This is a genomic window from Agrobacterium sp. LMR679, from assembly GCF_027157905.1.
GTDB lineage: Bacteria > Pseudomonadota > Alphaproteobacteria > Rhizobiales > Rhizobiaceae > Agrobacterium > Agrobacterium leguminum.
The window spans coordinates 920,419-933,086 of the sequence record NZ_JAPVOJ010000001.1 but is presented as its reverse complement, the minus strand read 5'-3'; the positions used below and the strand labels follow the sequence as shown (position 1 = coordinate 933,086).

The window sequence follows — 12,668 nt, the reverse complement described above, 5'->3', positions numbered from 1 at the left end:
TCGTTTCCTTTCTCAGTGTCCGCCACCGCCGCCGCCAGCGGCGGCAACCTCGGTCTCCGCGCCTGCCGCAGCACCCGTGCCGCCACCGTAAATGGCGGGAGCGAGGCTGGCCTCGGCGAGCCAGAAGTCACGTTTCGCATTGATGGCGAGCAGGCTTGAATTGACCTTTTCCCGGCTGTCGGCCAGAAGCTCGAAGGTATTGGTGATCATGCCGTTATAGGTCAGCAGCGACTGCTCTTCGATTTTGGTGCGCAGCGGCACCACGCTGTTGCGGTAGTGCCGGGCGATGTCATAGTTCGAGCGATAGGCCTGATAAGCGGAGCGGGCTTCCGAGCGGACATTGACCGCCTTTTCCGCCAGCAGGTTCGCCGCGCGCATATAGGCGAGTTCGGATTCCCGCATGCGCGCCTGACCGGAATCGAAGATCGGAATGACGAATTCCAGCTCGGCATTGCCGGTGGTCTGCTTGTGGATTTCGCCGTCTTCCAGCTCGCGTTCGGTCTCGAAGCCGGAACGGATTTCGAGATCGGTCACGTATCGGGTGGCTTCCGTGAGCTTGAACGACCGGGCGGTCGCCTCCAGATCGAGCTTTGCCATCTGCAAATCCACGCGGCGCTGCAGCGCTTCGGCCTCGATCATGTCCCGTTTGGTAAGCGCCTTCGGAAGCGGGGGCAGGCGGTTGGGAATGGTATATTCGATATCCGCTCCCCACAGTCCCATCAGCCGGGTCAGTTCCTCCTTGGCAAGACGGGCCTCAAGCCGCGCCCTTGCGATCTGGCCGGTCAACTCGGCGTAAAAGACCTGCTCGCGGGCCTGGCCCTCCTTGTTGAGCGAACCCGCCTCGCCAAGCTTCACGGCAAGTTCCGAGGCGGCATCCGCCGCGGTCTGTGCCTGCGCCAGCTGGCCGACATTTTCCCATGCCGCCACCGCGGTAATCCAGGCGCGGCGGGTATCGGCCGCCAGTTGCAGCGTCTTCAGCGCGGCGCCAAGCTGCGCCTTGCGGAAGCCGGTATCGGCGATCTCGACATTTTTCTTGAGGGTAGCCAGCGCCAGAACATTGGTGACGACGACACCCTCGATCGCCTGATAGGCCCTGAGCCCCGGGGTGCCGATCCCCGTCAGCCCGATGCCGACCCGCGGATTGACCAGCATGGTCGATTGCCATGCGGTGGCGGCGGATTCGCCGAGATCGGCATAGGCTGCCTGAAGGCCCTTGTTGTTCAGGAGCGCAACCTGCACCGCCGTCTCGACATCGAGACTTTTGCCGGCGGCCATCAGCGATTTGACGCGGGCCTGCGTCGCCTGCGCCTCGGCCCGGTTCTGCACCCAGACCGCCTGCTTGCCTGTCGCCTCGGATGTCCTGGCCGAAACATTGGTGAAACCGGCGTCACGCGACGCATATTGGGCGGCCGTGACACAGCCGCCGAGAAGAAACGGCAGGCAAAGGGCGGTCGCGAGTTTCGCTCCGAGTTTGAAGGTAAGTATCGTCATGATGCGTCTCCTTTCGGAGCCTGCGCATCGTTCTGGTTACGCCAGGGCTTCGGGTCCGCCGGCGCGCGGTGCGTGTAACCCGCGACCGGGGTCTGATAGCGGATGGGGGCCGCGCCGAGCGAAGGGTTTGCCGCGTCGTCATAGGAGGCGGCGTCGTTCATCAGGGATGTGGCTGTGCAGCCGCCCAGAAGCAGGGGCGCCGCAACCACAATGTAAATCGGGTTCATGGGTATTTTCCGAACAGGAGATGCAACGGCGCGGCGGCGCTAAAGCCGCTCACGCACGGTCATTGCCCAAAGGCGGGCTTTGCCTGTTCAGATATTCGGGGGGCGGTGAAGGAGCGGGGTCTGGCCCAGCGCCTTGCTGTCGTCGAGGAAGGAACGGATGCTGTTGACGACGGGTCTGCCAATGGTGTCGTGGCTGATCAGAACCGCCATGCCGAGACAGAAATCGCCGCAGCATTGCGGCTTGACGGGCTTTTTGACGCCGCCGTCCTGTTCGGCCATATCGTTGTGATCGTGACTGTCGGACATCATGGCTGAGGCGTCATGGTCCATCGTCGCGCCGTGATCCATCATGGCGGACTGATCGTGCTGCATTCCACCGGCTTCGGCGGGATGCATTGCGGCATTGACGGTGGAAACACTATAGCCAGCCAGTGACAGTATCATCACCAGTCTAAACAACAGGGCCAGCAATTTCGATGCTCGCAACATCTCACGCATGCTTCGTAGAAAAGCTGTAGTCCTGTGATTTGTCAATGGATATCCCTCATAACCATCGACGAAAGCCGTTATGTCGCATTCACGCGGAGCAGGGCCGGCAAGCGGAATGGCAGGGCCTGCAGCCTGCCCGCACCTCACACGAAGTCGATGAAGGCTTCATCGAGAATAAGGAGCTTGCGGGCCTGCATGCGGGCATATTCCTCGTAAAAACCCTGCGAAATCCAGAGCGCGGAACGGCCGCGTCGTCCGCTCCAGCCGATGCCGCCGATCAGTTCGGCCGCCGCAAGCTTGCGGCCGATGTGGATACGCGACAGGGAGAGGGATGTCGCCAGTTGCGTCACGGTTTCCACATCGGTCAGGCGCCTGCCGTGTTCGGTCGGCCTTTCCCAGTCGATGCCGGCGATAAGGCGATCCATCAGCAGTCCGCCCGCATCGAACCAGTTGAAGATGATGGAAAGCGGGCCGGGGCAGCGCACCTCCGGATGCGACAGAAACGCCTGCGATACGCGGGGGTGGATATGGGGAAGCATGGCCTCCGACCGCTTGATGAAACGTGATGCCCTGAAGCCCTCATCCAGCAGATCCAGCGCCTGAAAATGCACGTCGTACCATTGCGCAAGCATCGCCAGCGCCGGGGCTGAAGGCACGATCCCTTTGCCGAGCCCATTGCCGGGCCCATTGTCCGGCCCGTCGCCGGACCGGTCTGCCGGGCGTGTCATTCCGCGTTTCAGCGCCTCCTTGAAGAAGGCATAAGCGACACTATGGCTGGCGAGCCCATGCCGAAGCGCCAGATGGCCGAAATCTTCCCGCGTCAGCGCGGCTTCTCCCCCTCCTGTTTCACGGGCGCCGCATTTCTGAAAATAGAGCGCCAGAAGCGCGTGACACAGAAGCCGGCTCTGGCGTGTCGCAAAAAGTGCAGTCATCTCGGGCGAGCCTTCGTAAAGGGCGATGAAACTTCCCGCCAGCAGACGCAGCGCCGCCGGGAAGGACTCTTTTTGCAGCAGCGCCTCTATTTCGCCGGGCGCTGGCCTGCGGCAATCGGCTGTCGCGGCTGGCAACCGGGAAATCGCAAAGTCGAAAAAATTGGTCATGGGCCGCGCTCCGGGATGGGATGATCCAATCGGCCTTACAGGAGCTGAAATGGCGCGTCTTCTCATTGCGCGCAGAGGTGAAATTTTAAGCCGGCGGCATATCCGCAGCGCGGGCGTCGCCGGGCGTCATGCCATAGGTGCCGGCAAATACCCTGTAGAAAGTAGCGAGGCTGTCAAAGCCGCAGCCATAGGCGATCTGCGTGACCGGCAAGGCGGGGAATGCCAGCAGCAACCGCCTCGCCTCCTCGATCCGCATGGAGGAGAGCGTGCGGGAAAACGACAGTTCCGCACCCTCGAAAACCACATGCAATTGCCGAAGCGAAATCCCCAGTTCCCTTGCTACGGCGGCAGGGGTGAGGTTCTGCCGGGATTTTTTCCGTATCATGATGTCCTGTGCCGCATAACAGAGCCCGGTCCTGAGCGCGGCGCGCACCTCCGGCATGGCGGACGAAAGCCGCCCGCGCGCCGTCATGGCGAGCCGGGCGATATGCGTGACATCGCGTGCGGGGTCGATGAGCCTGCCGGGGTCGGCGTTCAGCGCGTTGAAAAGGGCCCGGAAGGGCAGGGAGAAACTGTTGTTTTCCGCATAACGCGTCGCAAACAGGTCATCGGTGGCCTGACCGAGCATGACCTCGTAATCCACGGGGATCTTCAGCATCCTGTAGTGAAAATCCGCCTCGTTTCCCGGTATCGCATCGTAGGGCAAGTCGGAATAGTTGATGGTGATATCGCCCCCGCCAACCGCGTGAACCTGATTTTTGCCGGCATGCAGAAAGCCGGAGCCCCTGACCTGCAGGCCGATGCAGAGGCTGTCGCCGGCAATGCGGGCAATATCGGCTTCGGTGCGGTTCACCCGGTAAGAGGAGGCGCGCATCTCGGTCACCACGGCGCCGGCGACGGCGCGCGCCTGAAACGAACCCCTGAAGCTGTGGCGAAGGTCCCGCGCAAGCTCGATCGTCACGCCAAACAGGCTTTTGCCACGCACTTCGCGCCATTGGTCGAAGCGGTGTTCGGGCAGAAAATCGTCGGTTGCGAAGCGGACTATGGTGTTCGTGGCTTGATCCTCCCCGACGATCCCGGCGGCCTATTTTTCCGTTGCGCGAAATCGAAGATGAACGAGCGGATAGGGTCGTCCCTGTCCGTCGAGGGCGGAGCGTCCCGTCGGCTCAAATCCCAGGCGGCGATAAAAACCCATGGCCCCGGCGTTCTGTTCGTTGACGTCGGTGGTCAAGGCGGGGTGGAGCGCAAGCGCCCGCTGAACCAGAACCTTGCCGATTCCCTGGCCATGATGGTCCGGATCGATGAAAAGCGCCTCCATATGCCCCTCATGCAGAAACATGAAACCGAGGGGGCGGTCAGCAATATCGACCGCCAGCGTGAGCGGCGCCTGCGGCAGAAAAGCTTCGACTTCCTGCCCGATTGCGGCGCGATCCGACGGCAGAAGGAACCCGTGGGTGGCGTCGACTGCTTTGCTCCATATGTCGAGGATGCGGGAAGCGTCGCGGCTCTCGGAGGGACGAAGTGTGATCATGCCTCACCCTTAGCAAGTGCGGACTTTTCACGCCATGGGCCGGCCCGATCCTTTCCGTGAGCACGTGCGTATTCAATGAATTTCAGCGTCAAAAGCCGGCGATTCCGATCTCCGCATATGCCGCCATCTCTCCCTCCGAAAAATTTTTCTCGAAAAAAATGCTTGCAAAAAGCGGTTCGAAAAAAATAGATAAAAAGAACTTCTATCTATTTATTTTGAGGGAAAGATCGACAGATGGACCAGATCGTCACGCAAATCGACAGAAATCCAGCGCCGATTACGGGTTTCGGCGACGGCTTGTCGCTCGAAGAAGCCAAAATTATCTATAATTTACCTTTTAACGATCTTCTGTTCCGCGCCCAGCAGGTGCATCGCTGTCATTTCGATCCCAATGCCATCCAGATGAGCCGGCTTTTATCCATCAAGACCGGCGGCTGCCCGGAGGATTGCGGTTATTGCAGCCAGTCCGCCCGCAACCCCACCGGCCTCAAGGCCTCCAAACTCATGGAAGTGGAGCGGGTGCTGACTGAAGCGCGCAAGGCGAAGGAAGGCGGCGCGACGCGTTATTGCATGGGTGCTGCCTGGCGCAATCCCAAGGAGCGTGACATGGAGGCCGTGGTGGCCATGGTCGAGGGCGTGAAGGCGCTCGGCATGGAAACCTGCATGACGCTCGGCATGTTGACGCCGGAGCAATCCGAACGGCTGGCCGATGCCGGTCTCGACTACTATAACCACAATGTCGACACTTCCGAGCGGTTCTATTCGCAGATCATCACCACCCGCACCTTCGAGGACCGGCTGGAAACGCTCGCCAATGTCCGCGATGCCGGCATCAAGGTCTGCGCCGGCGGCATTCTCGGCATGGGGGAAACGGTGGAAGACCGGATCTCGATGCTGGTGACGCTCGCCAACCTGCCAGCGCCGCCGGAAAGCGTGCCGATCAACATGCTGATCCCGATCCCCGGCTCGAAGCTTGCCAAGGCCGATCCCGTCGATCCGATCGATTTCATCCGCACCATCGCGCTGGCGCGTATCCTCATGCCGCGTTCGCATGTGCGGCTTTCGGCCGGGCGCACGGAGATGAGCGATGAGACGCAGGCGCTCTGTTTCCTGGCCGGCGCCAACTCCATCTTCATCGGCGAGACGCTGCTGACGGCGGATAATCCGGGTGAGGACCACGATACGGCGCTTTTCCGCCGTCTGGGGCTGAAGCCGATGGAACTGCAGCCAACTGAGTTGCAGTCTGGGGAGCCGGGAGGGTGCCGGTGAACCTCGCGGCGTTCTCCCCCTATGAGGCGAAGCTTGCTGGCCTGGAGCGCAAATCGCGGCTGCGCGCGCTCGCTCCTCAACAGGGGATCGATTTCACCTCCAATGACTATCTTGGCCTTGCCGATTCACCCCGGCTGAAGGCGGCATTTGCCGACGCTATCGGAAGGGGCGTGCCGGCAGGGGCCGGCGGCTCGCGGCTGCTGCGCGGCAACCACCGCGAACATGAGGCGCTGGAAGCGGAAGCGGCGACGCTTTTCGGTGCGGAAAAAGCGATCTATTTCGGCAGCGGTTTTGCCGCCAATGTCGCGCTGTTCTCCACATTGCCGCTGCGCGAAGACCTCGTTCTTCACGATGCCCTGATCCATGCCAGCGTCCATGACGGGATCGCGGCCGGCAAGGCGAAGGCGATCGCCGTGCCGCATAATCAGGTCGAGGCATTCGAACGGGAAATAATCCGCTGGCGGCAGGAGGGTGGCCGGGGCCGCCCGTGGATCGCCGTCGAAAGCCTTTATTCCATGGATGGCGACCGTGCGCCCCTTTCGGCCCTGGCTGATCTTGCCGGGAAACACGGAGGCTTCCTTATTGTCGATGAGGCCCATGCCACCGGCGTGTTCGGCCCCGGCGGGCGCGGCCTTGCCGCGGAGCTGGAAGGCCGGGGCAATGTGGTGGCGTTGCACACCTGCGGCAAGGCGCTCGGTCTTTCCGGCGCGCTTTTGAGCCTGCCGGCGGTGCTTGCCGATTACCTCGTCAACCGCGCCCGCGGTTTCATCTATTCGACCGCGCCTTCGCCGCTGATGGCGGCGGCGGTGCGCGAAGCCCTGCGCATCGTTGCCGATGAACCATGGCGACGCCTGCGGCTGGCGGAGCTGGTAAACTTTGCCGGCGAGGAGCTTCGCTCTCGGCTCGGCGTTGAGCCCAGCGGCTCGCAGATCCTGCCGGTGATGATCGGCGACAATGCCGGTTCGCTTCGTATTGCCGCGCATCTGCGGGAGGGCGGTTTCGATGTACGCGCGATCCGCCCGCCGACGGTGCCGGAGGGCACTGCGCGCCTGCGCATCGCCATCACGCTCAATGTGGATGAGAGCCAGATCGCCGATATGATCGGGCTGCTTGCCCTTTCCTTGGCGCAGGAGCGGAGATGAGCCCTCGTTTCGTCATTTCCGGCACCGATACGGGCATCGGCAAGACGGTTTTTTCCGCAGCGCTGACCCACGCCCTGCAGGCTTGTTACTGGAAACCCGTGCAATCCGGGCTGGAGGAAGAAACAGACAGCGAGACGGTGGAACGGCTGGGTGGCGTGCCGCGCGCGCGCATCCTGCCGGAGGCCTATCGCCTGAAAATGCCGGCTTCGCCGCATCTATCGGCCCGTCTCGAGAATGTAACGATCGATCCCGCGCAGCTGCTGCCGCCGCAAACGGATGGATCGCTGGTGATCGAGGGGGCCGGCGGGCTTCTGGTGCCGCTGACGGACACGGTGCTCTTCGCCGATATCTTCGCCCGCTGGCAAATTCCGCTTGTGCTGTGCGCAAGAACGTCTCTCGGCACCATCAACCACACGCTGCTCTCGCTCGAGGCGTTGCGGCACCGCGCCATTCCCGTGCAGGGCGTGGTCTTCATCGGCGACGAGAACCGGGAAAATGAGCGCGTCATCGCCAATATCGGCGCCGTTCGCCCGCTCGGCCGCCTGCCGCGCCTGCCGGAGATGACATCAGAGGTGCTGCATCGGGCATTTGCCCGACACTTCAATCTCGCTGATTTTCTGGAGGCGCCGGCATGAGCCGTTCCCCTGTCTGGCATCCCTTCACCCAGCATGGGCTGGAACCGCCGATGAAACGCGTTGTTTCTGCGGAAGGCGCATTTCTCGTCGATGAGGACGGCAATCGCCTGTTCGACGCCATTTCCTCCTGGTGGGTCATCACCCACGGGCACCGGCATCCCGCGATCATGGCGGCCATCCGCGCCGCGACAGAGGCCTTCGACCAGGTCATTTTCGCCGAGTTTTCCCATGAACCCGCCGAAACGCTGGCGCGCGGGCTGATCGAGCTTGCGCCCGCCGGGCTAAGCCACGTGTTTTATTCCGATAGCGGCTCGACGGCGGTTGAGGTGGCGCTGAAAATGGCGCTGGGATATTTCCACAATCGCGGAGAAAAGCGCGACCGTATCGTGGTGATGGAGCACGGCTATCACGGCGACACCATCGGCACCATGTCGACCGGTGAGCGCGGTGTCTTCAATGCTGCTTACGAACCGCTGCTCTTCGGCGTCGACCGGCTGGCTTTTCCAGAAGCGGGCAGCGAACAGCACACGCTGGACATGTTCGAGTGCTTCTGCCGTTCTGGCCGTATCGCCGCCCTGCTGGTTGAGCCGCTGGTGCTTGGGGCGGGCGGCATGAGGACTTACGGTGCGGATGTTCTGGCCGGGATGAAACAGATCGCCGAACGCCATGGCTGCCTTGTCATTGCAGACGAGGTGATGACGGGCTGGGGCAGAACCGGCACCATGTTCGCCTGCGAACAGGCCGGTATTTCGCCGGATATTCTCTGCACCTCCAAGGGCCTGACCGGCGGCTCCCTGCCGCTGGCGGCAACGCTGTGCAGCGCGGAGATTTTCGACGCGCATTTTTCGACGGATCGCCGCAAGACCTTTTTCCATTCCAGTTCCTATACGGCCAATCCGATTGCCTGTGCTGCGGCCGCAGCCAATCTTCAGGTCTGGCGGGATGAACCCGTGCTTCAACGCATCAGGCAATTGCAACAGGTGCTGAGCGACAATCTCCGGCGATTTGCCGATGACCGGCGTTTCAGCGGCATCCGGCAAATGGGGACCATCGCGGCCCTCGATCTCGTGGTGCCCGCCGGCGGGTATCTCGCCGAGGCGGGGCCGCGCATGCGGCAATCGTTCCGCGAGCGCGGGTTCGTCATCCGCCCGCTCGGCAATGTGCTTTACCTGATGCCGCCCTATTGTTCGACGGCGGAAGATTTAAGCCGTGCCTTTGACGCCATTGATGAAGTGGCCGGGATCGTCACCGAAACCGCTTCGCTAAAATCGCGCGCGCTCGGCATCGCGTGAAAACGGGGTGTGGCCATGTTCAGCCTGTTCCAGAACCGTTTCCGAAAGTCCTGACAATGCAGACCCGTTCTTCCCGCATGGCCGGTTTTGGTCATGCCGTTCCGTCACGATGCGTCGACAATGCCGAGATAGAGACCAGTCTCGGGCTGGAAGCCGGCTGGATCGAGCGGCGAACCGGCATCCGCACGCGTTATTGGGCGCAAGAGGGCGACACTCTGAGCGGCCTTGCCGCGAGCGCCGGCCGCATGGCGCTGGAAGACGCCGAAATCGGCTCCGACGACATTGCTCTGACGCTGCTTGCGACTTCCACGCCGGATCACCTCTTGCCGCCCTCGGCGCCGCTGCTCGCCCACAGGCTGGGCCTTGCCCGATCCGGCGCGATCGATCTCGCCGGGGCCTGTTCTGGCTTTCTTTATGCGCTTACCCTTGCGGATGGCTTTGTCCGCACCCACGGCCGCGCCGTCCTCATCGTTGCCGCCAATATATTGAGCCGCCGTATCAATCCGGCGGAAAGGGCAAGCGCGGTCCTGTTCGCCGATGCCGCCGGCGCCGTCGTCCTCAAGCCCTGCCGCGAGGCGCAGCGTGGGCTTTTGTCAGCCGATCTCGTTGCGGATGGCGACGGTTACGATCTGATCCAGATAGCGGCGGGAGGCAGCAGCCAGCCATTCTCTGCCGATACATCGACTGAGGAGGTGCTGATGACGATGCGTGACGGCCGCGAAGTATTCTCCCGTGCCGTGGCGCTGATGACCGAGACCTCGCAGCGGGTGCTGCATCAAGCCGGAATGACAGCAACCGATATCGACCGTTTCGTGCCCCATCAGGCCAATGCCCGCATGTTCGACGCCGTCTGTGGCAATCTCGGCATTGACAGGCAAAAGACGGTTCGCACCATAGAAAGCTTCGGCAATTCCTCCGCCGCAACCATTCCGCTTTCGCTCTCCGTCACCAATGCCGAAAGGCCTTTCCGGCAAGCCGAAAACTTGCTTCTGACGGCCGCCGGTGCCGGTATGACGGGTGGAGCGGTGGTTTATCGCGGGTGAGTTCTTCCAGGCCTCGAAGACAGGTGCTCCATACGAAGTCTCGCCAAAGGCTTGAAAAGAAACCCCGCCACGCTTGTTATCGCCTTGGCGGGGTCTGCCTCCATAGAGGTCTTGAGGCTGAGCGGCTTTCACCGCCAGCGATCAAGGTGAATATGGGTATTCTTTCGTTAACGTCAAGTTAAATTCCCAGGCCGGCTCGAACACCGGCTATAACTCGCTCGAATGTTTCTGCGTCCAGCTTTCGTGTCAAATACTTACGTTGTCCTTTCTGATCGCGCCCGGTTCTAAAAAAGATCAAGACGCTCAAAAGAAACGCTAGCCACCATGTCACATTTCGCCCACATCACAGCCGAATCAAACGGGGTGGGAAGAACAGGGTCCAGGCTAATTTCAACAATGTAAGGAACAGCGTGCGCGGGCTGAGTAGTGGAGAGTGGGACAATAGCACATAAGCCATCCCGGTGTGGCAAACGCGGCGATATTACTATGGCGGGCCGCCTTTTCACCATTTCTGGAGGCACAAATCCGCCTCTAGCATAGTCACAAAGTAAAACTGTACCAGGGGAGACGGGATAGCGAATCGGCATAAGCCAAGATATTCAGTCTTAGATTTACTAGCAATGTTTCGAACGTTGCGATCCATAGGGCTTACAATTTTCAGTAATGAAGGTGGAGATAGATTTAAACAAGCATAACGGAGTAGGCGACAAAATTTATTCTTTGATAAAACTGATTTTGATATAGAGAAGCGTTGGCTGGGGAACCTGGATTCGAACCAAGATCGACGGAGTCAGAGTCCGCTGTTCTACCATTGAACTATTCCCCAAAAGCTTTAAAGCGCGTGGCGCGTTCGCTTTGGTGGGTCGTCATATAGATGATTTATTCCGGGGCGCAAGTCGAAAAAATCGAAAAATGCGTTTTATCCCTGTTTTGCGTTTTGCTCCCCGGTTCAGAGCCGTGCCCGGGTGGAGCGTGGGGTGGAGAGCAAAAGGCTGGTCTCGCTGCCGGTGATGCCGGGCACCAGGCGGATGCGGCGCAGTACCGCGTCGAAATCGCTGAGGGTGGCGGCGTTGAGTTCCACGATCAGGTCCCAGCGGCCGTTGGTGCTGTGGATTTCGGAGATTTCCGGAAAACCGCCAAGGGTGCGGATGACGCGGTCCGTCACATGGCCTTCAATCTCGATCATCATGATGCCGCGGATCGCGGCCTCCACCGCATCGGCGCGCAAAATGACGGTGTAACCGATGATGGTGCCGTCGTTCTCCATTCTTTCGATGCGTGAGCGCACCGTGGCGCGAGAGGTTTCCGTCTCGATTGCGAGATCGGAAATGCTGCGCCTGCCATTGTGTCGCAAAAGGGTGATGAGCCGTTCGTCGAGATTATCCATGATGACCAATTCGGTAAATCAATTTTACCAGATCGATAGCTTATTTCGATAATATTGCCAATATTTGATGTTCATTTCGCCAGATCACTGTGTTGAACTGGGCTTGTTGGCAGGAAAGCGAGGACGGGAATGGAAATCAGGTTGATCGGTGCGCCGCTGCAGATCGGGGCCGGGCAATTGGGATGCGAAATGGGGCCGAGCGCCTATCGCGTCGCGGGGCTTGCGCATGCCCTTGAAGAACTGGGGCATCGCGTGGTCGATACCGGCAATGTGACGCCGGCGACCTTCCGCGAATTTAACCATCCCAATCCCGCCGTGCACCATCTGTCTGAAACCGTGGCCTGGACCGAGGCGCTGACGGAGGCTGCCTATCGTGAGAGCGCGGATGCCGTGCCGATCTTTCTCGGCGGCGACCATGCGATTTCCGCGGGGACGGTCGCCGGCATGGCGCGCCGGGTGGCTGAGACCGGCCGGCCGTTTTTCGTGCTCTGGCTCGATGCCCATACCGATTACCATACGCTTGAGACGACGCGCAGCGGCAATCTGCACGGCACGCCGGTCGCCTATTTCAGTGGGCGAGAGGGATTTGCCGGTTATTTCCCGCCGCTTTCCCATGCGGTTCCGGAAGACAATATCGGCATGATCGGCATCCGCAGCGTGGATCCGGCCGAGAGGGCCGCACTGGAAAAGAGCGGCATCACCGTGCACGACATGCGCTCGATAGACGAGCATGGTGTCGCCGTTCTGCTGCGGGCGTTTCTGGCGCGGGTTCAGGCGGTAAACGGGCTTTTGCATGTCAGTCTCGATGTCGATTTTCTCGAGCCGTCCATCGCGCCGGCCGTCGGCACCACGGTTCCGGGAGGTGCTACGTTCCGCGAGGCGCATCTGGTCATGGAAATGCTGCATGATAGCGGGCTGGTCTGCAGTCTCGATCTGGTGGAGCTCAACCCGTTTCTCGACGAGCGCGGCAGAACCGCGACGCTGATGGTGGATCTCGCCGCCAGCCTGATGGGCAAGCGGGTCATGGACCGCCCGACACGGGCCGGCTGAAAGGGGTGATGC

The 12,668-nt window shown here is 61.1% G+C and carries 14 protein-coding genes and 1 tRNA gene; 6 read left to right on the top strand and 9 right to left on the bottom strand.

Annotated features, from left to right (window positions below; all coding sequences use genetic code 11):
- Positions 1-12: 12 nt before the first annotated feature.
- From O3W47_RS04360 to O3W47_RS04335, 6 genes are all read right to left on the bottom strand, one after another.
- Positions 13-1,491 (bottom strand): TolC family protein, encoded by a 1,479-nt coding sequence (locus O3W47_RS04360; protein WP_137453450.1) that lies wholly within the window; start codon positions 1,489-1,491, stop codon positions 13-15.
- Complete coding sequence (locus O3W47_RS04355) at positions 1,488-1,718, bottom strand: hypothetical protein (protein WP_127758148.1); 231 nt, start codon at positions 1,716-1,718, stop codon at positions 1,488-1,490. The genes O3W47_RS04360 and O3W47_RS04355 overlap by 4 nt, the downstream gene beginning before the upstream one ends.
- Before the next feature lie 87 nt (positions 1,719-1,805).
- On the bottom strand, positions 1,806-2,216 hold the full coding sequence (locus O3W47_RS04350) for a hypothetical protein (protein WP_137453449.1): 411 nt from the start codon (positions 2,214-2,216) through the stop codon (positions 1,806-1,808).
- Between the two features lie 134 nt (positions 2,217-2,350).
- Positions 2,351-3,307 (bottom strand): hypothetical protein, encoded by a 957-nt coding sequence (locus O3W47_RS04345; protein WP_269313081.1) that lies wholly within the window; start codon positions 3,305-3,307, stop codon positions 2,351-2,353.
- Between the two features lie 85 nt (positions 3,308-3,392).
- Positions 3,393-4,292: an AraC family transcriptional regulator gene (locus tag O3W47_RS04340; protein WP_170985903.1), complete on the bottom strand. Its 900-nt coding sequence runs from the start codon at positions 4,290-4,292 to the stop codon at positions 3,393-3,395.
- A 99-nt stretch (positions 4,293-4,391) separates the two neighbouring features.
- A complete protein-coding gene (locus O3W47_RS04335; protein WP_137453447.1) occupies positions 4,392-4,838 on the bottom strand; it encodes an acetyltransferase in 447 nt (148 codons plus the stop codon).
- Positions 4,839-5,072: 234 nt separating this feature from the next.
- On the opposite strand from O3W47_RS04335, the gene bioB reads away from it, so the two are divergent.
- From bioB to O3W47_RS04310, 5 genes are read left to right on the top strand one after another with little or no spacing between them, the layout of a single operon-like run.
- Complete coding sequence (gene bioB, locus O3W47_RS04330; protein ID WP_137453446.1) at positions 5,073-6,107, top strand: biotin synthase BioB; 1,035 nt, start codon at positions 5,073-5,075, stop codon at positions 6,105-6,107.
- Positions 6,104-7,249, top strand: a complete 1,146-nt coding sequence (locus O3W47_RS04325) for an 8-amino-7-oxononanoate synthase (protein ID WP_137453445.1) — start codon at positions 6,104-6,106, stop codon at positions 7,247-7,249. The genes bioB and O3W47_RS04325 overlap by 4 nt, the downstream gene beginning before the upstream one ends.
- Positions 7,246-7,884, top strand: a complete 639-nt coding sequence (gene bioD / locus O3W47_RS04320) for a dethiobiotin synthase (protein ID WP_269313080.1) — start codon at positions 7,246-7,248, stop codon at positions 7,882-7,884. The genes O3W47_RS04325 and bioD overlap by 4 nt, the downstream gene beginning before the upstream one ends.
- Positions 7,881-9,176 carry an adenosylmethionine--8-amino-7-oxononanoate transaminase gene (locus tag O3W47_RS04315; protein ID WP_269313079.1) on the top strand — a complete coding sequence of 432 codons (1,296 nt, stop codon included), beginning with the start codon at positions 7,881-7,883 and terminating at the stop codon, positions 9,174-9,176. The genes bioD and O3W47_RS04315 overlap by 4 nt, the downstream gene beginning before the upstream one ends.
- 56 nt (positions 9,177-9,232) lie before the next feature.
- Complete coding sequence (locus O3W47_RS04310) at positions 9,233-10,219, top strand: beta-ketoacyl-ACP synthase III (RefSeq protein ID WP_269313078.1); 987 nt, start codon at positions 9,233-9,235, stop codon at positions 10,217-10,219.
- Between the two features lie 284 nt (positions 10,220-10,503).
- Here the strand turns inward: O3W47_RS04310 and O3W47_RS25350 are convergent, their stop codons facing one another.
- The 3 genes from O3W47_RS25350 to O3W47_RS04300 form a co-directional block, all read right to left on the bottom strand.
- Positions 10,504-10,806 carry a type II toxin-antitoxin system PemK/MazF family toxin gene (locus O3W47_RS25350; RefSeq protein WP_442864605.1) on the bottom strand — a complete coding sequence of 101 codons (303 nt, stop codon included), beginning with the start codon at positions 10,804-10,806 and terminating at the stop codon, positions 10,504-10,506.
- Between the two features lie 165 nt (positions 10,807-10,971).
- A tRNA-Gln gene (locus O3W47_RS04305) sits at positions 10,972-11,045 on the bottom strand.
- A gap of 123 nt (positions 11,046-11,168) precedes the next feature.
- Positions 11,169-11,606, bottom strand: a complete 438-nt coding sequence (locus tag O3W47_RS04300; RefSeq protein WP_003508428.1) for an Lrp/AsnC family transcriptional regulator — start codon at positions 11,604-11,606, stop codon at positions 11,169-11,171.
- A 129-nt stretch (positions 11,607-11,735) separates the two neighbouring features.
- On the opposite strand from O3W47_RS04300, the gene rocF reads away from it, so the two are divergent.
- A complete protein-coding gene (gene rocF, locus O3W47_RS04295) occupies positions 11,736-12,656 on the top strand; it encodes an arginase (RefSeq protein ID WP_137453441.1) in 921 nt (306 codons plus the stop codon).
- Positions 12,657-12,668: the final 12 nt, after the last annotated feature.